This is a genomic window from Haloparvum alkalitolerans, from assembly GCF_055381565.1.
This window is the reverse complement of sequence record NZ_AP043936.1, coordinates 18,524-40,314: the sequence shown is the minus strand read 5'-3', so window position 1 is coordinate 40,314 and position 21,791 is coordinate 18,524. Positions and strand designations below refer to the sequence as shown.

Here is a 21,791-nt window from a genome sequence, read left to right as displayed (position 1 = left end):
GTCCCGAAGAACTCTACAGGACGGTTCCACGCATATACAGACTCTGAGGGCAGTCACGAGGTCCGTCTCGGGGGGAACGAGAGAGACAGATAATTGTGTGTGAGTCACTAACCCCTCGCAATGACCCAGAAAGGCGGAAAAGGGGGCGCTGGTGCTGACAGACCGAAACCTCGACGAAGGTCGCTCCGCCTACTCGTCTTGGTTGCTGTCGGGATCAGTCTCCTTTCTCTGATCCCGACAGTTTCGGCCCACGGTGGCGCTGAATCGTCGGGACTCTCACAATCGCACGGGTTGGCGATCGCTGGTATCGGTGCTCTCGTAGTCGGTACGCTCATCCTCCTCAAGCGAAGGGGGCGGGTCTCGCCGAGAACCGCTCTATACGGAATTGCGGTCGGCATCGGTGTTGCTATCGCCGGCGCGATCATCTTCGAAGGCCTGGCCCCGGATCCGACGTATCAGGCGGACTCGATGCCGTTCCCGCGGTCGTGGTATCAGCCGCTCGCGATCGGAACCGGCCTGCTAGTCGTGGTCGCGAGTTTCGTCACCGGACTCGTGCGATGGACGACACGTCCCCGGTACATGGCTCTCGGCATGCTGCTCGGTGGCTGGATACTGTACCCGTATCTACTGCCCGGATTCAGCGGCTACACCAACCCGATCGGGTACGGGATCGTCCTCGCGACACCACTACTCGTCGGCTACATTCTCTGGAACGACGTTGGCACGGCACTGTCGACGATCCTTCGGGATCCGGTGGCGCGTCGGTTCGGATTCAGCGTCGGAGCCATGGTGAGCCTCTTCTTTATGGCGACGACGGGATACCTATCCTTCTTTAGTGAGGAGGGCGCTCCGCAAGAGACGACCGTGGCGGTTCTGAACGTACTGTATCAGATCGTGCGATGGCCCACCCTCGAGGTTCTGCTCCCCGACGTTCCGTTTTTCATCGCGATCTCTCCCGGTGTGGTCATCGTGATTGGACTCCTCGGCGTCCTCGTGGGGTTGAACGCGGCCGCCGTCGCTCACTCGTGGCGTCTCGATCAGCAGGCGGGAGCAACACAGAGCACAGCCGGGACGGCGACAGTCGTCGGTGCGTGTACGTGTGGGTGTTGTGGTCCCCTCGTCTCCCAAGTCGCTGTCATCGCGGCCGGCCCGACGATCGCGGCACCAATATACTGGATCTTCGTCGATTCAGCGTCGCCGCTCAGTTCAATATTCCTGTTAGGGAGCATCGCACTGTTCACCGGAACGCTCGTGTATTCGATCGACTCCCCGACACCCGTCCGGCAGGACGCGTCTGAGCTCAGTGCGGGAGTCACCGAGTAAACATCCCGGCCACGTCGATCCACGGCTGCTGATCGTTCATCGAGACTTGTTGAACACGAAGCGCGGACCCCCAGACGTAGTAACCCGAATTAGAACGCTTCAGACGGACTGACACTGTGACTTTGGGGGCGGTACCGGACAGAACCGCTACGGACTAACGCGGAATTCGCCATGTTTCATCCCGAGGAAGTACGCGACCACCGAGAACGCGATCATCGAGGGAAGAACCATCATAAAGACGGTCGAGGGTGTCATCACAGCGGTTAGCGCGACCGTTGCGACGGCGACGATCACGGCGAGTGGAACTACCGAACGCAGGAAATCGAATTCCATGGGGGTAGTAGTGTCTGGACAGGATTAGTCCTTTAGAAACAGAAGCGATGCGGATCCGGGTGGCGACCTCAACGATCGGATCGACGGTGCTCAAATGATAGATAGCTACTCTTTACACCGTATCGGTAGGCTCGGATCCGCGATCGTTTGGAGGCCGTATCCCTTACCTGAGTAGCTTCCGCCGAGTGTTTACGGCGAGCAACCCACCGCTGGCAATAACCGCAGTCGCTGCCGTCAGCGGATTGAAGAACCCGACGGCCAACGCCACGAGTGCGATACCGTTGTAGGAGAACGCGAGGAGATTGTTCTGTTTCACGCGACGGCGGGCCGCTCCCGCAAGGTCGAACGCGGTTTCGACGGAGCGGATGTCGTCGTCGACAATCGCAACATCGGCGGCGTCGGCGGCCAACGCCGTCCCGCCGCCCAGCGAGATGCCGAGGTCGGCGGCGGCGAGCGCCGGCGCGTCGTTGGTACCGTCACCGACCATCGCAACCTGCCCATCAGATTTGAGCCGCCGGATCGTCGCCGTCTTCCCCTCCGGCGGAACCGTCGCAAAGACGTGCGTCACGGCGTCGTGTCGCTTGAAGAAGTCTGTCGCCTCCTCGTCGTCGCCGGTCAGGACGACGATCTCCGTGCCCCGCTCCCCAAGCCGAGAGACGGTGTCATCCCAGCCGTCTCGCGGCTCGTCCCCGACGACGATCAGCCCCTCTGCTGTCCCGTCACGACCGACGACGACCGGAAGCTGTCCGAATCCCTGAGCGTCGGCGACCCGAGACCGGATGTCGTCGTTAACGGTCCACCCCTGTTCTGCGAATAGATCGAGGTTCCCGACGAGGTACGACGTGTCGCCGATCACGCCTTCGATACCCGACCGATGGTTCGTGAACTCGCGTATCTGACCGACGTCTTCCGTTCCGACCGCGTCATCTCCCGAGTCCGGCTGAGCCGCTGCGGCGTCGCCATCGTCACTCCCGGCGAACGCCGTCGTGATAGCGTTCGCGGCGGGGTGTGACGCCCGTTGTTCGAGTGCGGCGACGGCGTCGAGTAACTCGGGAGGCGCGTCCGCTTCGATCACCTCCATCTCTCCGGTTGTGAGTGTCCCCGTCTTATCGAAGACGACGATATCGACGTCGCGGAGCCGTTCGAAGACTGTTTCGTCGAAGATGATGATCCCGCGCCGGAGCGCACTGGAGAGGCTCTTCGCGACCGACAGGGGCGTCGCAAGTCCGAGGGCCCACGGCGAGCCGGCAAGGATGATCAACAGCGCGAGGAGGAGGGCATCTGGCAGGCCCATCCCAAATGCGAGTACACCGACGCTGCCGACCGCGACAGCGGCTCCGACGACGAGGAAGACGGCGTACGACGCGAGTTGGTCGGCGTGGCGTTGGACGCCGTGAGTCGCGCTCTGTAGGTCCCAGACGGCGGTCGTTATCCGGTCGATACTACTCGTTACGTCTGGGCCGACACGGACCAACGCTGCACCGTCCGTCACGATCGACCCCCCGATCACGTCGTCTCCGGCGCGTTTGAGCACCGGAAGCGATTCACCTGTCACGATCGCTTCGTCGACGGTACAGCTGTCTTCAACCAGTTCACCGTCTATTGGAACACGTTCGCCCTGTCGAACGAGCACGACATCCCCTGTATTGAGATTCTCCACGCGAACTTCCTCAGTCTCTCCGTCCGAGTCGTACGTTCGTGCACTCTCGACCTGTGATATGGTGAGCTCGGTGAGACGATCAAGTGCCCGCTGTTTGATTGACGATTCGTAGAATACCATCGCGGTAACCGCGGCCGTGACGATGATCGCGAGATCATAGAAAATGTCGTTTTGCCCGAGGATAACGGCAGCCGTACTGTACGCGTACGCGCTGATGGCGGTGAGCGCGACCAACAGATCGGTGTTCGGGCGTCGCATTTTGAGACTGATATACGCGCCACGCAACACTGGCAGACCGGTAAAGACGAGAATGATACCAGTCATCACGAAATACAGTCGGAGGAACACGAACGCCCCTTGACTGTCTAGCCGAAATGCGCCCTCAAATATTTGGAGCGCTTGCCAGTCGAAAATCGACGCGAGCTGCGCTGGATAGAGGATCGCAACGTATGGGACCAACAGAAACGCACCGAAGAGGAACCCAACGGAGTATCGCATCCCCAAGAGCTGGTCGTCTCGGCGCTTTCGAATCCCACCCATCTCCCGTGATCGACGTGTCGTGCCACCGGCCTCTCCCACGTCTGATGAGGCATCCTCACGGAGATACGCCGTGTACCCCAGAGTGCTCAACGCCTCGCGCAACGATTCCTTCGAAGCAGTGTCTGGATCGTATTCAACTCGGATCGTCTCCGTGACGTAACTCGCCTCGGCACTAGTCACTCCCTCTTGTTTTTCGGCGAGAGATTCAAGATACGCCTCACACGTCGCGGAGTACATGCCGTCGATCCGGAGAAACGTCCGAGAACGATGCTGATCAGTAGGAACCGCGTCTTCCTCTTGGTCGATCCCGTTCTCAGTTGTCTGGGTGGTATCGAGGGAATCGGGAGCTCCAAGCGTCGTGTACACATCGTGACATCCACTTGAACAGAATGACCGCTCACTAACAGTCTCGAATGTGGAAGATTGAATCACACGACCACACAAGTCACAGTTGCCAGTCATATCTCAGTATCGGTGGGTCTGTCTGTCCGATATCAGATCGATATAAATAGAGATGATGGTACACCCTTTGTTTCCCAAAGTGGTCAAGTGGTAGAGTATCAATCGCTTATACCTCGGTACGCAGGTCGTGTTTATGTTGTTGTTGCTCTCTCCTACTCAGACACACTCTGTAGTAAATATCGTGTCGATCGATGATATCCACGCCTATGCAGTACATCCTGTCGATATTATAATATATAGGAGGACTCAAAAAACATAAATAATAGTATGTTTTAATAACGGAACGAAGGCACGCATCAAATCTATCCTCCGAGATTGTGGGAAGTTGAGACTACAACGGGTTCAGCGGGACTGTGATGCGTGGTTTCGGACGAATAGATGAGCGGAAACTGATTCAGATCGCTTTCTGACCGGAGGTTATTGTTGGATGTTCAACTAATCCGGCGTGTTTCTGAGGCCGCGGGTAGTGTAGCCACTCAGACGCCGTGCTACCATAGGTAGAGGGCCTCGCTATCCGATTCCTGTTTCCTTCTTCAGCAGCGTCAGCGTATTGTCGGCTGTTACGATCGGCGAATGTTCGTACTCGCCAGTCAACTCGACCTGCACGAGCAGATCGACAGCTCGCCAGATCGAGTACAGCAGACACGCGAACGCGAAATAGAAGAATCGCAACCCGAAATCCTTCGACGTTGTCGCGGCCATGAATCGCTTGATCGACCTATACCCACTCTCAATTTCCCACCGGTAGCCATACTCAGTGAGGTGTCCGCTTCCTCGATTCGTCATGAACACCGAGTACTGCCGGTGGTCATCGTGCTCGGAGTCCTCTTTCCGACGGTAGATCAGCGTCGTCTCGTGCCACTCGTTCTTCCCGAGATGGAGTTTCCGATCGGTCTCGTACCGGTCTTGCCCCCGCTGGAGTAATCGTTTTGCCTGAGCTTTCTCACTCGTCTGCATCCGCTTCGGCACGACATAGGAAAGCCCACGCTGGCTGATCATCTCTAGAATGTGCTGGCTGTCGAACTCCCGATCCATCAGCACATTATCGACGTGAACGAGCTCTTCAGCCGAATCCAGCAAGTCCTCGACGATCTCCTTGCGTGACTCGCCTTTCTGGACTGGGCGGGCATCAAGGACGAGCGGGACAGCGTTACCGACCAACTGGACTGTCGCCCACTGGTAGGCGTATTCGTCGGTCTTCTCCTTCGTTCCGATTATCTCGTCCTCGTGGCCTGCGCGGTCGCCCGTGAAGGGATCATCCTCAGTGATGTCGATTGCGACGATACCCGCCCGGAAGAACTCCTCCGTCCCCGCAAGTTCGTTGGTGAGTTGCTGGACCGCCTGTCGGTACATCTCGCGGATCTGCTCAATGGAGAGATCACGAATCTGGTCGCGATGGCCGTGCCCGAGTGGTGTTCGCTCACGCGTCGATTCGTGGATGAAGCTGCGAGCGCCCTCGTTGGCGGCCAAGTTCTCGCGGAGCCCGAGATAGGTCTGTAAGCCCCAGTAGGCGTTCTCGGGAATCTCACAGTCCTCGCCACGATTGAGCGAGAACGCGGGGAACACGACGCGACTGACGTGGTCGGTGATATTCCCTGCCTCGTCAAGGATGGTCTGGTCGTCAGGGTCCGATTCAGTAGCGTCGTGGCCTCGATCCAAGAGGTTTCGTTCTGGCTCGCGTGGTACAGCGACATCCGCGTTCTGCGCTTTGATCAGGATCGTTCGAGCCGCTTTCTGAACCGTCTCGCGAAGCCCATCGGTAAAGCGCGTATGCCAACTGCGCCAGAGTGTCGATTGGTCGGGGACGGACTCCAACTCAAGACGCTCACGGAGTTCGGAATGGCTGTCGAGGTACTTGAGGAGTGCAGTTTCGTGCTCCCATCCGTGGAGTTCCTTCAGGACGAACACGCGAAAGAGGGTGTCCATCTCGTAGCGTGTCAAACCTCCATAGCAGTCGTGGGTGTTGAACTGGAAGTAAGCCAGCGGGAGTGACCAGACGAACTCCTCGACCGAGTCGTGGCTATCGTGGTCGAACCACGTCTCTGAGACTGTCTGCACATCTGATTCCAGCCCCGCGAGCGACGTTCGGTCGTAGAGCGGTGTCGTGTCATAGACTGGCCACGCAACGTGCGGTCGGTGTGCGATCCGCCGAAAGACAGTGCGTCGAGATTCACGAGTCGGTGACACGATAAGAAAATAATTCGATTAATAGCGCCGTTCTGTCGATACGACGCTCTAAGTTGTTGACTAGTACACTTGACAGTCAGGCGTCAGGGTTGCGAGGCATAATCTTAACCGTAGCCGAGCGTGCGCGGTCGCTGATCATCGCGTTCAGGTACTGGCTTCCCTCGTACTTTTCGCGATAGGCTTCGTCGATACGGTCGTTAATCGATCCGTCAACCGGCTCGAAAGTGGCCTCCTTCGTCATGCCAGCGGCTTCAATGCGACCGGCGTTTTCTCGGACTGCAGCCTGATACCAACTAGAGTCCTGACCGTTGTAGGCACGCACGTAGAGGGCGTCATCCACTCGAACAGACCAGATCCACGTTGGCGTGCCGTACGTCTCACCGTCTTCACGGAATGGTGCAACGTGCAGGTCGTCCGATTCAACGATTTCACTCAGTTCTTCTTCTGGCCATTCGGGCATTAGTGGGTTCTCCTCGCAATCGATCGTCCGTATCGTTTCTTACTCGTCGGTACTTCGCTTGCGTGTGATTTCACCGATACCAGCATTCGCAGAGCAGTTCGGACAAGCAAACACGCGACCCGTATCATCACTGAATACCCGTATGAAGCGTTCGGACACGTGGCCGTCGCAGTTCTCACACACTGGCATAGGCTAACACGCGTGCTCCATCACTGAACGCAAGGACCGGTCAGTCGTCATGGTGGCGGGTTTAGCTATCTGACTTCGGGTACTCCTCGTCAGTAACGTGGTCCAGCCAAGTGACGGCTTCTCCGTCTTGCTCCTCTTGGATAGCGATGTGGGTCATAGCCTTATCTGGCGTCGCGCCGTGCCAGTGTTTCTCGCCCGGTGGGAACCAGACCACGTCACCGGCTCGGATCTGCTTGATTTCTCCGCCTTCACGCTGGACGAGCCCACAGCCGCTCGTCACTATCAGCCGCTGGCCGAGTGGGTGAGTGTGCCACGCGGTCCGAGCACCTGGTTCGAACGTAACGCTTGCCGCCGCCGCGCGGGCCTCCCCCTGTGGGTTGAACAGGCCGTCAATTCGAACATCTCCGGTAAAGTAGTCCTCGGGCCCTTCGTACGTCGGGAGTGAACTGGCGTCTGTTACCTCCATGTTTGTTCCTCGACTCTACATTGGATGCCCTGCAATTTGGATTCAATGCTATCTTATTAGCCCGTTTAAATAGGGGTATTTGTGATGGCTGTTCAACCCACGTCCTTCAATGGATGTACACTGGAACAAGGGACGAGTTCGTACCATAATAGCACATACCGTGTTGGCTTCGACGAGACATTTCCTGGACGACTGGGGAGAGTATATAAACGGGCTAATCAGTTAGGGCAGTATACAAATCAGCTCTTCTCGTAGATACGGCTATGTCTGAATACGAAGACTCGGCGACGTCGTCCAATGACGTGTCTGGCGGCCACTCGGATATCAAGACAGCTATCGTGACGGGCGCGAACAGCGGGCTCGGCTTCGAGGTGACGAAGGGTCTCGCCGAGCGCGGCACACACGTCGTGATGGTGTGTCGAAGCATCGAACGAGGAGAAAACGCAAAACAAGAGATCGAAACGGAACTCCCGGAATCATCATTGACGGTACATGAACTCGATCTTGCCGATCTCGATTCGCTCGCGGCGTTCGCTGAGTGGTTCGAGTCGACGTACGACGAACTTCACCTGCTCTGTAACAACGCTGGTGTAATGGCTATCCCACGGAAGGAGACAGCGGAGGGTTTCGAGTATCAGTTCGGCGTGAATCATCTTGGACACTTCGCACTCACCGCCCATCTTCTCCCCGTGTTGACACGGACAACCGAGGAATCACGCGTCATCACCCAGAGCAGTGTCGCCCACCGAAACGGTGAAATCGACTTCGACGACCTTCACGGCGAAAAGTCCTACAGCGCGTGGGGAGCCTACGGGCAGTCGAAACTCGCAAACGTCCTGTTCGGGTACGAACTCGACCGTCGGCTTCCCGACGAGGCGAACGTGAAGAGTATCGTCTGCCATCCCGGCTGGGCCGCAACAGACCTCCAGTTCCGCGGTCCTCGACAGTCAGGGTCTCGTCTCCGCCTCTGGATGATGAAACTTGCTAACACCGTGATCGCCCAGAGCGCCGAACGGGGCGCAGAGCCGATGCTCTATGCCGCGACCGAACCGAAACTTGAGGGCGGTCAGTTCGTCGGTCCCGATGGCTTCCGAAATATGCGCGGCTCGCCCGAAGTCCAGGAATCGAGCGACCGTTCCTACGATGTGGACACCGCCCAGCGACTGTGGGAAGTATCTGAAGAGCTTACTGGCGTCTCATTCGACCTAGACCTACCTGAAGCAAACTGGCAATAGAGAGTTCCCAAGAGCGCGGGATTGGACTGTCCGACTGAGCGGCGAGTCTCTGCCTGTCTCTGCTCACGACGTAGCCGACACGCATTTGCGGAGGTTATTGACCGGCGAGGGGTTTCAGGACGTTTCCATTAGCGACCGTTTGACTGATGAGTCGGTGTTCTGCTCGACGGAGCAAATCCGAGGCAGCGGGTGCCGAGATATCGAGTTCCTGTGCAACGTCGTCCGTCGATGCGGTTCGTGGTGATTCGTAGTATCCGAGCGAAAAGGCGACGCGGATCGCTTCGTACTGCCTGTCGGTCAGCCCGAACTGCGCCCGCTCGTCGGGATGCTCAGGATCAGACGAGATGTTGAGTAGTTCGAAAGGGAGCCCATACATTTGACAGCGGTCTCGCAAAGTGCTGAGTGCGTCGTAGTCGGCGAACACTTTTCGTTCGATCCATCCCTCCCCGGTTATGGTCGCGTCCAGCAGCACGCCTTCGAACTGCGTCGGGTCGTGTGACTCAAGCAGATCAGTCGTTCGCTCGGCGAGGATCTGGTAGAACCAGCCGTCCGGCGCTTTCCCAACCGACCGCACGTCAACGATCTCAGGTTGGTCGCTAGCCTCGGCTTCGAACGTCTCTCGTTCGTCAGCTGGAATACTGACCATGAAGATGTATCGGTCCTCGTCGAGCCGGATCATCTGAGAGAGCGAGATTTCTTTATTCGGAAGCGACCGAGCGAGCTTGACGAAAGGGAGTGCGTCCGACGACAGGAGAATTTCTGCGGCGATAGCCATATCGATCAGTCAGTGCTGGAGCATATAATACATACCCGACGACGATAGTCGTTCGAGCTGTGCGCTGGATGCGCGGCGCATCAGTTCGACGCGGCTTCTCCGTCTCCCGGTTTGAGAATGATCTTCCCACGGGCGTGTTTCTCTTCGCTCAGTCGGTGGGCCTTTCGCGCTTGCGAGAGTGGCAACACCGTATCGAGCGTCACCGAGACAGTGTCGTCTTCAAGGAGTTCGGTGATCTCCGCGAACCATTCCCGATTCCAGCGCACGTTCGTCATTATCGCTTCCACGCCGTGTTGGTTCGCCAGTTCTTGCTGTTCGTCCGTGGGGGGACTCGGAAGTTTGTCGATGATTCCCCCAGGCTTGAGCACTTCGAGGGATCGATCGAACGTTTCGCCGCCGACGCCGTCGATTACCCCGTCGACTGGGTCGAGCACCTCTTCGAAGCGTCGCTCTCGATAGTTGACGAACTCGTCGACACCAAGCTCTCGGAGATAATCCTCGTTCGACCCCGAGGCGGTGCCGATGACGTGGAGCCCGCGGTGCTTCGCGAACTGGACGGCGAAGTGACCCACGCCACCAGCTGCGGCGTGGACGAGGACGCGTTCGTTTGCCTCCAGTTCGAGCGCGTCCAGCGCTTGCCACGCGGTTAGCGCCGTCATCGGGACGCCAGCCGCCTCCTCGAAGGAGAGCGGTGCCGGTTTTCGCATGAGTTCCACCTCAGGAGCCACCATCGCTTCCGCGTACGTGCCGCCACCGTCCGGGAACCCGACGAGACCGTACACCTCGTCGCCGACCGCCAGTTCACTCACTTCGGGGCCAGTTTCGGTAACGACCCCAGCGGCGTCCCACCCGACCGTCCACGGGAGCTCCCGCTGCTCCACCATTCCTTTCCGAGTCATCCAGTCAACAGGGTTCACCCCGGCGGCGCGGACATCCAAGCGCACCTCACCAGTCGTGGGTTCGGGTTCTTCGACGTCTTCGTACTGCAGAACCTCCGGGCCCCCGTACTCGTGAATGCGTACTGCTTTCATAGGCTATAGAATACGTCAAGGGCCGGTAGACCAAGGGGGAGGTGCTAACTAGATAGAGTGTTTAAATTCACAATGCTGGATGATTTATGGGGGCGGATCAACGAGAGCACCGTCAGAACGGGACTACGGCTGGACCTGGTCGAGCGGCCGGATCAGGACCTCGTTGATGTCGACGCGCTCCGGTTGTGTGACGACGAACGTAATGGTTCGCGCGATGTCCTCGGGGGCGAGCGCGTCCATCGACCCGACGTACTCTTTGACCCCCGCCTGGAGTTCATCGTCAGGAATGTGATCGAGGAGTTCGGTGTCGACCGCACCCGGTTCGATTGTGGCGACGTGGATACCAGCGTCGGCGACGTCGAGGCGGAGCGAGTCCCCGAACATCTTCACGCCGGCTTTCGCCGCGTTGTAGTGGGCGCTGTTCTCCTGAAGGAACCGCCCGACGACGGACGAGAGGTTGACGATATGCCCCCTCTCCTGTTCCATCATCGTCGGAACGACAGCGTGCGTGAGTTTGATGAGCCCGCTGAGGTTCACGTCGATGGTCGTCTGGAGTGTCTCGCGGTCCGCCTCCGCGATGTGCGCGAGTGGCATGACTCCGGCGTTGTTCACGAGAATATCGATGCGGCCGTACTCGTCCAGCGTCGCTTCCACGAGGTCGTCGATGTCGTCGTCGTTCGTGATATCCGTCGGCACGACGAGCGCCTCACCGTCGGTGTCCTCGATGTTGGCTTCGAGTGCTTCGAGTTTCTCTGCCCGCCGAGCGGCGATCACGACACTTGCCCCCCGAGAGGCAAGTGACTCCGCGGTCGCACTCCCGATACCGGAAGACGCCCCGGTGACGATCGCAACCTGTCCATCCAGTTCAGAACCGAATTCTGTTGACATCGATTGAACAGAGGTCTGGCGTCGGCTTCGAGATTATCCTATACTAAGAGCGCGTTTAAGTAGGCTGATCGGACAGCCGAACTGTGCACGCGGAACCCACCCTCGCACGACAGAGGGCCGCCGAACGGTTTCACCAATACGTTCACTGGGATAGCAGCGCACTCTCATCAGTGTCGCACTAAGGCCGCAGCGACCCCGAAAGCGTCGAATTCAACGACTTCTTCGGATTCCAGAGAGGAACGAGAATTCGCTACTTCGAGGGTTTTCGAGCCGATGTGGAGCGTGAAGCGTGGCAGAAAGCAGTTGCTGTTCGCCGCGGCGGAGGAGCCCCGACATCGACGGCTGTGAGATTCCTAATTCGTCAGCGAGCGCTTCGGCGGTGGTCTGTCTCGGGCGTTCGTAATACCCCCGAGAGAGCGCAAGCACCAACGCCTGGTACTGTCTCTCGGTTAATCCGTACGGCGCGGAATCCGTCGACGGTGCAACGTCGTAGTCGACCGAGACGACCTCCATCGAGATGCCGTTATTCTCGCAGGCGGTCTGGAAATCGGTGAGGGCAGTGTAATCTTCGAACAGCTTTTCTTCGAGCCAGCCGTCCGGCGTGACGGTTATCGCACCCATGAGCACTGCATCCGGGCTCGCCTCGAACGCCTCGGCGATGGATTCGTCCAGCCGCACGGTTAACTTGAGTACGGCTTTGCCGCTCGCCTCATCGAGCTTCGTCACTTCAACCACCTCCTCTAACACCGAGAACTCCTCCTCAGAGGGACTCTCGGAGCTTTTGACCTCAATAACAAACATCTGCTGACGTGGTTGAATCGAGAGTGTATGTATACACGAAATTTGGCGTGATTGTATCGAATCAGCGACGCCTACGAGCGGTAGCGAAGGTGAACTGAGATGGAGTTTAGCTATGATCGTCATTTTGGATCATGCTCCCAGTATACAAGGCGTTATCTTACCCTACAGAACGGCCATATAGCTCGTCGTAATGCCGATCTAATGCTGTAAGAGCGTCCTTCGCGTCTTCAGTTAGACGGTACTCGTTCGTCCGCTTGTCCAACTGCGACTTCTCCAAGTAGCCCATTTCACACAGGTCGTCGAGGTTCGGATACAGGCGTCCGTGATTGATTTCGCTCCGGTACATGGTTTCGAGCCGGCGCTTAATTTCTAAGCCGTAGCAGTCCTCGTCAGAGGCCCCAATTGCGTAGATGGCATGTATGAGATCCCGCTGGAACGAGGTGAGATGATACCACGATTCCTCAATCTCACCGGGCATGAGCGACGGCGGTGTCGGTTCAACATTGTTGTATCGTTCGTCTGTATCCATGGTGTGAGAGGGGATTGGGTATGATTCGAGGTGGTCCGTGCCGATTCAGTCAATGATGTTCTGAATCAATTGATCGATTTTTATGCGTGTGCTCAGGCTCGCTTTACTACGGCCTCTGTTGATGGAGAGATCATGTCGGATCTCTAGCTTTCAGGTTTCACCATAACCTTAATCGCCTCACGGTCGTCCATCGCTTGGTAGCCCTTGGAGACGCCTTCTAGCCCGACAGTCTTCGTAAAGATCGGCGACGGATCGAGAATGCCCTGAAGAACGTCGTCCAGGAGTTCCTCGGCATAATTCCGGACAGGTGCAGGACCACCGATAAACGAGGCGTTGCTGTAGAACAGCGGTGCGAGGAACTCGGCACTTTCGACGTGGGGCACGCCGACGTACCCGATATTCCCGCCAGGACGGACTACTTCAGCAGCAGTTTCGAGCGACGACGCTGCACCGACGCATTCGAGGACGTGATTCGCGCCACCGTAGGTCAGTTCTCGGGCTTGCTCTATAGCCTCTTCACCGCGAGTCGAAACGACATCGGTCGCCCCGAACTCTTGAGCGAGAGCGAGACGGTCTTCGTGGTGGCCCATTGCGATGATGCGCTCTGCCCCTAGGCGCTGTGCAGCGAGAACACCACAAAGTCCGACCGCGCCGTCACCGATAACCACGGCCGTATCACCCGCTCCGACATCTGCGCTCACGGCGGCGTGGTGGCCTGTCGCCATCACATCGGTTAGCGGGAGGATAGATTCGAGAGCATCCTCGTCATTTGCGTGCCGCTCGGGGACGCGAATCAGCGTCCCGTTGGCGAAGGGGACACGGAGCTTTTCTGCTTGGGCCCCGCCTCCGCCGTGCGGACCCCAGAACCCTCCGTTCACACACGACGTCTGGAGTCCCTTGCGGCAGAATTCGCACTCCCCACAACTAATCGCAAACGGAGCGAACACTCGGTCACCCGGTTTGACGTGGCGTACCTCCTCACCGACATCCTCAACGATTCCCATCGGCTCGTGGCCGACAGGTGACCCCGGTTCGTGCTCTTCTTCACCGCGGTAAAACCAGAGATCCGAACCACAGATTGCAGTGTGAGTGACACGGATTATCGCGTCTTTCGGATCCTCTAGTTCGGGTTCGGGTCGCTCTTCGATACGTATCTCACCCGGACCGTGATAGGTCGCTGCCTTCATGATTTGTTGGCCGAGTTAAACAACGGTCTCGTATTCCATGGAAGGAGTGCTATCAACATAGCCTATTTAAGTGGTCTGCGTCAGACAGAGACGGTTCTTTAGACAATCAACGGTGAAGAATGGAAGTTCCACCACCGAGTAGTGAAAACTAGGTCTCCCTGGCCTACCTAGAGACCATTTCTAACGGTACTTGAGAGTCAAGTGAAGACGCGATGAGTTGCCGTTCACCACGACGAAGGAGAGTTGACAGCGACGGTTGTGAAATCCCGAGTTCCTGGGCAAGCTCCTCAGCTGTGACTTGTCGCGGACTCTCGTAATACCCACGAGAGATAGCAAGTGTCAGGGCCTCTCGTTGGCGGTCGGTCAATCCATCTTCTGACTGGTTGTCAGACGAGGACGGGTCGGGAGATATCGAGAGGAGGTCAAGAGAAATACCGTGGTCTTCACAACTTTTCCGGAATGCATTAAAATTCTCATAGTCTCTGAAAACCTTCGTTTCGTGCCACCCTTCAGTAGTGACAGTCGTCGGTTCCAACTCTACTCCCTCGAAGTCCGGTTCGAACGCCTGCGAGACGGATTCCTCTAGCTCGACAGTAAGTCTATAAACAGTCTTATCACTCGTTTCCCCCACCAGCTCCGCCTCCATGATTTCGTCAAGATCCAATAGCTCCTCCTCGGAGACCTTATCGTCTTGATCGAATCTTGCGGAAAATATCTGGACATCCGGTTGTAGACAGAGCGCGTGCGTACTTTCGATTGTATCGACTTGGATCGAATTTGGGATACTGACAAGTGGAAGAGATGGCGAGCGGAGGACAAACTCAGTGGTGACAGTCATGGCGAGAATGTACGCCGCCCGGACGCTTAATCTTCTGGGTCCCGCTTGGATGCTGCCGGCGGTGCCGTTCTGTCACCGGTTATCGGCCAGTTGACCGCCTTGTGTTTGACGAGGTCACGATCCTCCACCGCGAAAGGAAGTGCTGGCTGCACCCTCATTGACGCGTTCTGAGGGTTGATTTCGCGAGTCTTGAAATCTCCAGTCGGCAACGGGGAATCCGAGGAATTGAGCAAGCACAGAGGTTTCTTCAAGTTTCCTTCATTCGCGTTTCTGAAGGTGTTCCGATTGGTTAGATCAATCGATTGTAATATTGTTACAATCGAGAGGTACGGAACGCTGAAGCAGAGATCTCATTAATCACGAAGGTGTTCGAGAACCGTATGCATTGAGAGAGGCAGTCTCAACTACCCTCATCCGGGGAAGTTGAGACTACAGCGGGTATAGCGGGCCTGTGATGCGTTGTTTCGGTCGATTCAGTGATCGGAAGCCGACTCAGATTACTCTCCAGTCGGGCGGTTCTGTTGAACTTCCAATCATATACGCGAATTTCGGCGACTTTCGACAGCGTAGCCACTCAGACGCCCCGCTATTGCGGAGAGAGTCTCGTTACTATCCGATTCCGGTTTCCTTCTTCACCAGCGTTAGCGTATTGTCGGCTGTTACAATCGGTGAATGCTCGTATTCACCGGTCAACTGTACCTGTACCAATAGATCGACCGCTCGCCAGATCGAGTACAGGAGACAGGCGAACGCGAAGTAGAAGAATCGGAGGCTAAAATTCTTCGAGGTCGTCGCGCTCATGAACCGTTTGATCGACTTGTAGCCACTCTCGATCTCCCACCGGTAGCCATTCTCCGAGAGAAGGCCACTCTTCCGATTTGTCATGAACACCGAGTACTGCCGATGATCAGTGTGCGCGGAGTTCTCTTTCCGTCGGTAGATTAGCGTCGTCGAGTGCCACTCGTTGTCGCCGAGATGTAGCTTCCGGTCGGTCTCATACCGATCCTTGTCGCGCTTGAGAAGGCGCTTGGCTTGGGCCTTCTCGCTGGTCTGCATCCGCTTCGGGACGACGTAGGAGAGCCCACGTTGACTCAGCATCTCCAGGATATGCTGGCTGTCGAACTCACGGTCCATCAGTACGTTATCGACATGAACAGCTGCCTCTGCCGAATCCAAGAGGTCCTCGACGATCTCCTTGCGTGTGTCCCCTTTCCGGACTGGGCGCGCATCTAAGACGATTGGGACGGCATTCCCGACCAGCTGGACCGTGGCCCACTGGTAGGCGTACTCGTCGGTGTTCTCTTTCGTGCCGATAATCTCATCTTCGTGGCCATCTCGGTCACCAGTAAAGGGGTCTGATTCAGTGATATCGATGGCAACGATGCCAGCCCGGTAGAACGCCTCCGTCTCTGCGACTCGATCCAAGAGGCGACTCACGGCGTGGCGGTACATCTCGCGTATCTGCTCAATTGAGAGGTCGCGGAGATGCTCGCGATGGGCGTGGCCGAGCGGTGTCCGCTCCCGATTGGACTCGTGAATGAAACTGCGAGCCCCCTCATTGACGGCGAGGTTTTCTCGAAGCCCCAGGTAGGTTTGGAGGTCCCAGTAGGCATTCTCGTGGATCTCACAACCCTCGCCACGGTCCAGTGAGAACGTTGGGAAGGCAACGCGACTCACTTGCTCAGTAACGGTCTCGGCCTGCTCTAATACGGTCTGATCATTGGGGTCCGATTCTTCATTCTCATCATGGTGTCTGCGGCTCTGCCGTTCTGGTTCTCGTGGAACAGAGACACCCACATTTTGGGCTTTGATGAGGATTGTTCGCGCTGCCGTCTCGACTGTGTCTTGGAGTTCGGCCGTGAACCGGTGATGCCAGCTACGCCATAGGGTTGACTGATCGGGGACCGACTCCAGGCCAAGTTGATCACAGAGATCGGGATGCTTGGTGAGGTATTCGACGAGCGCGGTTTCGTGGTCCCAGTCGTAGAGTTCTTTTAACAGGAATAGGCGAAACAGAGTCTCAATCTCGTAGCTCGTCGAGCCTGCGTATCGGTCGTGGGGATCGAACTGGACGTATGCAAGCGGTAATGTGTGGACGAATGGTTCAACGCCCTCGTGTTCGTCTTGTTGGAACCACGTTTTTGCGACGACGCGGACATCCGACTCCAGTGCGGGAAGCGACGAGCGATCGAACAGCGGGCTAGATCCATACGTTGGCCAATCGACATAGGAACAATGAGCGATTTGGCGAAAGACTGTTCGACGCGACTCGGGGGTCATAGCCATGTGGGTACTGATAGCAAAACGTCCAAGACCAGTTGATCAAGATCGGATTGAAGTTGGATTCATCAGCGGAAGTGTTGTGGTTAGTTGGAGTAAGAGACACTCCCAAATTGTGTTTCTCGCCAGTATTTCCAGAGGTAGGATAGATCACTGGGATACAACAGTTTTACAATTTCCCGCTTGCTCCCATCGTTAATATCTGAAAGGGTATCTCGAGAAAGCTTGTTCAGATCTTGCATGAGTCGGTCGTACCGTTCGTTTGGTGCAAGGTATAGCAACCTCGTCATCATCAATCGACGGTCTTGTCGGGGGGCAACTTGCTCGTTCCATAGGTCGTCGTAGACTCCCATCTCCTCAGCAGAGGTGTTTTTCGTCCTCGTCAGACAGCGGTCGGCTGTCATTGCAGCTGCGCGAGCTGATTTCATACACTTGTAGATTCCCTCTCCCCAGACAGGATCAACCGACGGGACAGTATCACCGATCGCCATGAACGAATCAGTACTCATCGATCCGGGGGGCTGTACATGTGCTGATCCCCGAACTGGACTCTCTGCGATTTGTCTGGCGTTCTCGAACCGTGGGTCAGTATCAAGCCAATGTTCGAGATACCCGTCGACGGTGCGATCGTGAATGGCGTTTTCTTGATAGCGTTCATTCTGGATATAACAGATGCCGACTTTTGCTGTGTCGTCACCCGTATGGAAGATCCACGAATAACCTCCAGGGGCGTACTCGTGGTCCAACCGCAACATCATCGCGTCAGTGAGATCAGCAAACTCGGGATGATTGAGATCGACGCCTTCGAATAAGTATTCAATACCAATCGCGTGGTTCTCCCGCTCAAGATTGGCTATCCCCATATCTTTAGCTAGTGGCGCAGCCGGACCCGTAGCATCAATAACGATTTCGCCAAAGACCTCCTGGTCACGGTTATAACGGACACCAACGAGATCACCATCTTCGACGATCGGATCACGAACACGAGCATCAAACCGATACTCAGCACCCTTGTGACGACCATCCTCGACAAGGTACTTCTTGAACGCCTCGAAGTCCAAGACAAAGCCCGGCTGGTCCTGGATAAAGTGTTCATTTGGAGATTCAAGAACTACTGATTCAGTCGCGTGCATAACGACGTCGTCCGGGATGCCGAAGGAGGTCATCATTGACGCAAACGTTCCGCCGGTAGATTTGTTACTTTGAGCTGGGAACTCATCTTCTGCCTCGGTTTCTAGGACGACAACATCGTACCCACGGTCAGCTAGATCTCGTGCACACTGCGCCCCCGCTGGACCTGCCCCAGCGATGATTACATCATAACTGTTGGACATCATTGGAGAACAACTACTCAAAAGAGGACGAACAAGATGTTGGAACACAGTGCCACTTTTCGGTTGTTTCTACACAGACCCGGTGCCCTCCCTCTTAGTGGGCAGACATCTGTGACACCACGTTAACGCAGTAGACGCCACCGATAATGAGGCCAATTCCGACAAGGCCTGCCAGGTCAACTGATTCACCAAAAACAATGGCCCCGATACCTGCCACACCAACAATACCCAATGCTGCCCATGTTCCATAGACAACACCCATCGGTAATTCCTCTAACGTCAGGGATAGTAGATAGAACGCCGCCCCATATCCGAGGACAACCCCAATACTGGGAACCAGTTGTGAAAACCCATCGGAGAGTTTGAGGGCAGTTGTCCCGAATAATTCGAAGAGTATTGCACCAGCGAGCAGTACGTACGGATGCATATCGTTAGGTCTCGAAGCCACCGATATACGGCTATTGAAACAAAACAGCACTTACAATATTTTTGGAGGTACAATGACAATCTATGACTGAATTGGGCGAGCTTGGACTCTCAAGTTACGAGGAGAAGGCCTATCGCACGCTTCTCGTGACGGGAGCAGTGACGGCAGCCGAACTCTCTGATACTAGTGGAGTCCCAAAAGGCCGTATCTACGACGTGCTAAACGGCCTTGAAGCTCGCAATCTGATTTGGAGACAGTCAAGCGACCCAAATCGATACGTGGCCCTACAGCCAGAAACCGTCGTCGACAGGCTTCTGGCTGAACGAGCGTATGAGCTGAAACAAGAGTGGGATCGTTACCGCGAAAAAGCAGAAACAGTCCGTTCGAACCTATTACCGACACCACCGACAGAGAGTAGTTTCTGGCTTGGATCGCTCGGAAGCGACGAAATGAGTACAGCACACCAGCAGCATATGCGAACCGCGGAGAACGTTGTCAAAGCAACTGTCGGGCCTCCCTACGAGGATGCGACGTGGGAGACACTCCAATCTGAAGTGGAAGGCTTTTTGGAGGGTGCTAATACGGATTTGTCTGTAGACCTCCTCTTCAGTGAAAAAGCAGTTACCGTACTCCCCGACCGATTCCCACATCTAATTGAAAACCAACCCGCAGACATAACTGTCAGAACGACTCCTGAGATTGCGCTTTCGTTTGATATCGTGGACAATGTGGAGACGACGATCGATGTGCTACATCCAGTATCTGGTGAAGACAGGATCGGTGTGATCGGGATCAAAGATTCGCAAGTAGTCTCCGAGTTTGAGCAGTACTTCCAACGACTGTGGACCGATGCTGTTCCCCTCCTTGAGTGAGACAGTGATGATGGGAGGAAGACGTGATGTGATGCAAGTGACTCAAACCGATATTGCCTCTGTGCATTGAGAAGGCCAGTCTCAACTCCTGTGGGGCGTGGGGAGTTGAGACTACAGTGGGGTTAGCGGGTCTGTGATGCGTGGTTTCGACCGAATCTAGGAGTGGAAACTGCTTCAGGTCGCTCTCCGAACGAGCATTCTTGTTGCTATATCTACCATATGGGCGATTTTCTACAACTTTCGGTAGCGTTGCCACTCAGACGACGTTCTATCACGGGTAGAGAACCGTACTACCCGATTCCGGTCTCCTTCTTCAACAGCGTGAGCGTATTATCGGCAGTCACCATCGGTGCGTGTTCGTACTCACCCGTCAACTCGACTTGGACGAGTAGGTCGACTGCTCGCCAGATCGAGTACAAGAGACACGCGAACGCGAAGTAGAAGAACCGCAGTCCGAAATTCGTCGACGTCGTCGCGGCCATGAATCGCTTGATCGACCGATAGCCACTCTCGATCTCCCACCGGTATCCGTACTCACTGAGAAAACCGCCACCCCGGTTGGACATGAACACCGAGTACTGCCGGTGATCGTCGTGTTCAGAGTTCTCTTTCCGACGGTAGATTAGCGTCGTCTCATGCCATTCATTCTGGCCGAGATGGAGTTTGCAGTCGGTCTCGTACCGGTCTTGATCGCGCTGAAGCAACCGCTTGGCCTGGGCTTTTTCGCTAGTCTGCATCCGCTTCGGCACGACGTAGGAAAGCCCACGCTGGCTGATCATCTCCAGGACGTGCTGGCTGTCGAACTCCCGATCCATCAGCACGTTATCGACATGGACGAGCCCTTCAGCCGAGTCCAGCAAGTCCTCGACGATCTCCTTCCGTGACTCGCCTTTCCGTACCGGGCGGGCATCAAGGACGAGCGGGACAGCGTTGCCGACCAACTGGACTGTTGCCCACTGGTAGGCGTATTCGTCGGTCTTCTCCTTCGTCCCGATAATCTCGTCCTTGTGCCCACTTCGGTCACCCGTAAACGGGTCAGCTTCCGTGATATCGATCGCGATGATTCCCGCTCGAAAGAACTGCTCTGTCTCCGCGACTTCATCCAGTAGACGTTTCACTGCTTGGCGGTACATCTCGCGAATCTCCGCGATCGAGAGGTCACGAATATGCTCGCGATGGGCGTGCCCGAGTGGTGTCCGATCACGCGTTGACTCGCAAATGAAGCTCCGAGCCCCCTCGTTGGCAGCCAAGTTCTCGCGGAGACCGAGATAGGTCTGTAAGTCCCAGTAGGCGTTCTCATGGATCTCACAACCCTCACCACGGTCCAATGAGAACGCCGGGAAAACGACGCGGCTGATGCGATCTGTGATCGCTTCCGCCTGTTCCAGTACAGTCTGACCGTCTAGGTCGGACTCATCGGTGTCGTTACCTCGTTGGGGGAGCGTCTGTTTTGGGTCACGCGGAACGCTTACACCCGCGTTCTGGGCATTGATCAGGATTGTCCGGGCGGCTGTCTCAACCGTCTCACGCAACTCACCCGTGAAGCGCTCGTGCCAGCTGCGCCACAGCGTCGACTGATTCGGAATTCTACCGAGCTCGAGTTGCTCGCGAAGTTCAGGGTGGCACTCGAGGAATTCGACGAGTGCCGTCTCGTGGTCCCATCCATGGAGTTCTTTCAGCACGAACACTCGAAAGAGGGTGTTCATCTCGTAGCGCGTCGACTCCGTGTAGCGGTCGTGGGCCTCGAATCTGAAGTAGGCGATTGGGAGTGTGCAGATGAACTGCTCCAGTGAGTCGTGTTCGTGGTGAGTAAACCAGACTTCCGAGACGATTTGAATATCCGATTCTAATCCGGCGAGTGAGGTTTGATCGTACAACGGCGTCAAATCATAGACTGGCCACTGGACGTACGGCTGTTGAGCGATTCGTCGAAAGACCGTGCGCTGTGACTCCCAGGTCGCAACCACTACGAGA

At 56.3% G+C, this 21,791-nt stretch carries 20 protein-coding genes; 3 read left to right on the top strand and 17 right to left on the bottom strand.

The features are described from left to right. Nucleotides 1–120: 120 nt before the first annotated feature. Entirely contained in the window at nt 121–1,323 is a 1,203-nt protein-coding gene (locus ACZ432_RS00190; protein WP_426963380.1) for a hypothetical protein, read from the top strand. 147 nt (nt 1,324–1,470) lie between these two features. On the opposite strand, the gene ACZ432_RS00185 is transcribed toward ACZ432_RS00190, so the two are convergent. The 6 genes from ACZ432_RS00185 to ACZ432_RS00160 all read right to left on the bottom strand — a co-directional run bounded on the left by ACZ432_RS00185 (nt 1,471) and on the right by ACZ432_RS00160 (nt 7,620). Next, nucleotides 1,471–1,656, bottom strand: a complete 186-nt coding sequence (locus tag ACZ432_RS00185) for a DUF7333 family protein (RefSeq protein ID WP_371191862.1) — start codon at nt 1,654–1,656, stop codon at nt 1,471–1,473. Nucleotides 1,657–1,819: 163 nt separating this feature from the next. Further along, complete coding sequence (locus tag ACZ432_RS00180) at nt 1,820–4,318, bottom strand: heavy metal translocating P-type ATPase (protein WP_426963379.1); 2,499 nt, start codon at nt 4,316–4,318, stop codon at nt 1,820–1,822. 510 nt (nt 4,319–4,828) lie between these two features. Further along, nucleotides 4,829–6,505 (bottom strand): transposase, encoded by a 1,677-nt coding sequence (locus tag ACZ432_RS00175; protein WP_426963378.1) that lies wholly within the window; start codon nt 6,503–6,505, stop codon nt 4,829–4,831. A 76-nt stretch (nt 6,506–6,581) separates the two neighbouring features. After that, nucleotides 6,582–6,965, bottom strand: a complete 384-nt coding sequence (locus ACZ432_RS00170; protein WP_004594443.1) for a DUF2255 family protein — start codon at nt 6,963–6,965, stop codon at nt 6,582–6,584. A 39-nt stretch (nt 6,966–7,004) separates the two neighbouring features. Further along, nucleotides 7,005–7,154 carry a DUF7563 family protein gene (locus ACZ432_RS00165; RefSeq protein WP_425557115.1) on the bottom strand — a complete coding sequence of 50 codons (150 nt, stop codon included), beginning with the start codon at nt 7,152–7,154 and terminating at the stop codon, nt 7,005–7,007. A 61-nt stretch (nt 7,155–7,215) separates the two neighbouring features. After that, nucleotides 7,216–7,620 carry a (R)-mandelonitrile lyase gene (locus ACZ432_RS00160; RefSeq protein WP_426963377.1) on the bottom strand — a complete coding sequence of 135 codons (405 nt, stop codon included), beginning with the start codon at nt 7,618–7,620 and terminating at the stop codon, nt 7,216–7,218. Between the two features lie 263 nt (nt 7,621–7,883). Here ACZ432_RS00160 and ACZ432_RS00155 point away from each other — a divergent pair, with 263 nt between their 5' ends. Beyond that, nucleotides 7,884–8,855, top strand: a complete 972-nt coding sequence (locus tag ACZ432_RS00155; RefSeq protein ID WP_426963376.1) for an oxidoreductase — start codon at nt 7,884–7,886, stop codon at nt 8,853–8,855. A gap of 94 nt (nt 8,856–8,949) precedes the next feature. Here ACZ432_RS00155 and ACZ432_RS00150 read toward each other — a convergent pair whose 3' ends face one another. The 10 genes from ACZ432_RS00150 to ACZ432_RS00105 all read right to left on the bottom strand — a co-directional run bounded on the left by ACZ432_RS00150 (nt 8,950) and on the right by ACZ432_RS00105 (nt 18,945). Beyond that, nucleotides 8,950–9,630, bottom strand: a complete 681-nt coding sequence (locus ACZ432_RS00150) for a helix-turn-helix domain-containing protein (protein ID WP_426963375.1) — start codon at nt 9,628–9,630, stop codon at nt 8,950–8,952. 80 nt (nt 9,631–9,710) lie between these two features. After that, nucleotides 9,711–10,661, bottom strand: a complete 951-nt coding sequence (locus ACZ432_RS00145) for an NADP-dependent oxidoreductase (protein WP_426963373.1) — start codon at nt 10,659–10,661, stop codon at nt 9,711–9,713. Nucleotides 10,662–10,784: 123 nt separating this feature from the next. After that, the gene (locus tag ACZ432_RS00140) at nt 10,785–11,549 is read right to left on the bottom strand and encodes an SDR family oxidoreductase (protein WP_426963372.1); all 765 of its coding nucleotides are present in this window, start codon (nt 11,547–11,549) and stop codon (nt 10,785–10,787) included. Nucleotides 11,550–11,759: 210 nt separating this feature from the next. Further along, nucleotides 11,760–12,350 carry a helix-turn-helix domain-containing protein gene (locus tag ACZ432_RS00135; protein ID WP_426963371.1) on the bottom strand — a complete coding sequence of 197 codons (591 nt, stop codon included), beginning with the start codon at nt 12,348–12,350 and terminating at the stop codon, nt 11,760–11,762. Nucleotides 12,351–12,507: 157 nt separating this feature from the next. Next, nucleotides 12,508–12,828 carry a PadR family transcriptional regulator gene (locus ACZ432_RS00130; protein WP_426963392.1) on the bottom strand — a complete coding sequence of 107 codons (321 nt, stop codon included), beginning with the start codon at nt 12,826–12,828 and terminating at the stop codon, nt 12,508–12,510. Nucleotides 12,829–13,022: 194 nt separating this feature from the next. Continuing rightward, complete coding sequence (locus tag ACZ432_RS00125) at nt 13,023–14,066, bottom strand: zinc-dependent alcohol dehydrogenase family protein (protein WP_426963370.1); 1,044 nt, start codon at nt 14,064–14,066, stop codon at nt 13,023–13,025. A 163-nt stretch (nt 14,067–14,229) separates the two neighbouring features. Further along, on the bottom strand, nt 14,230–14,904 hold the full coding sequence (locus ACZ432_RS00120; RefSeq protein ID WP_004594449.1) for a helix-turn-helix domain-containing protein: 675 nt from the start codon (nt 14,902–14,904) through the stop codon (nt 14,230–14,232). 609 nt (nt 14,905–15,513) lie between these two features. After that, a complete protein-coding gene (locus tag ACZ432_RS00115; protein WP_426963369.1) occupies nt 15,514–17,190 on the bottom strand; it encodes a transposase in 1,677 nt (558 codons plus the stop codon). 80 nt (nt 17,191–17,270) lie between these two features. After that, complete coding sequence (locus ACZ432_RS00110) at nt 17,271–18,518, bottom strand: digeranylgeranylglycerophospholipid reductase (RefSeq protein WP_426963391.1); 1,248 nt, start codon at nt 18,516–18,518, stop codon at nt 17,271–17,273. A gap of 94 nt (nt 18,519–18,612) precedes the next feature. Beyond that, the gene (locus ACZ432_RS00105) at nt 18,613–18,945 is read right to left on the bottom strand and encodes a DMT family transporter (RefSeq protein ID WP_426963368.1); all 333 of its coding nucleotides are present in this window, start codon (nt 18,943–18,945) and stop codon (nt 18,613–18,615) included. An 83-nt stretch (nt 18,946–19,028) separates the two neighbouring features. Between ACZ432_RS00105 and ACZ432_RS00100 the strand changes: the two genes are divergently transcribed. After that, a complete protein-coding gene (locus ACZ432_RS00100; RefSeq protein ID WP_426963366.1) occupies nt 19,029–19,817 on the top strand; it encodes a TrmB family transcriptional regulator in 789 nt (262 codons plus the stop codon). 290 nt (nt 19,818–20,107) lie between these two features. On the opposite strand, the gene ACZ432_RS00095 is transcribed toward ACZ432_RS00100, so the two are convergent. Continuing rightward, the gene (locus ACZ432_RS00095) at nt 20,108–21,784 is read right to left on the bottom strand and encodes a transposase (protein WP_426963365.1); all 1,677 of its coding nucleotides are present in this window, start codon (nt 21,782–21,784) and stop codon (nt 20,108–20,110) included. Between the last annotated feature and the right edge of the window lie 7 nt (nt 21,785–21,791).